Raw genomic sequence first — 306 nt, forward strand, 5'->3', positions numbered from 1 at the left:
CGACAATTTAACCATTAAAGGTGATTTAAATTTAGCATATACAAAAATCAAAATATTACCTGAAAGCTTATCTGTTGGTAGAAGTTTAAATTTAAGAAATACAAAAATTGAAGTATTACCTGACAACTTATTTGTTAATGGTAGTATGAATTTATCATATTCTAAAATTGAGATATTACCTAAAAATCTATCAGTTAATGGTAATTTATATTTAGAATATTCAAAAGTTAAATTTTTACCTGAAAATTTTTCTATTGGCGAAAGTTTAGAATTAGCAAATACAGAAATTGAAATATTACCTAAAAA

The 306-nt window shown here is 22.2% G+C and carries 1 protein-coding gene; it reads left to right on the top strand.

Translation table 11 applies throughout. The features are described 5' to 3' along the window. Positions 1–306, top strand: a 306-nt coding sequence (locus BGI33_RS13030; RefSeq protein ID WP_218965129.1) for a hypothetical protein, incomplete at both ends; no start/stop codon positions are given.

Origin of the sequence: Snodgrassella alvi (genome assembly GCF_002777425.1) — a bacterium.
Taxonomy (GTDB): Bacteria; Pseudomonadota; Gammaproteobacteria; order Burkholderiales; family Neisseriaceae; genus Snodgrassella; species Snodgrassella alvi_B.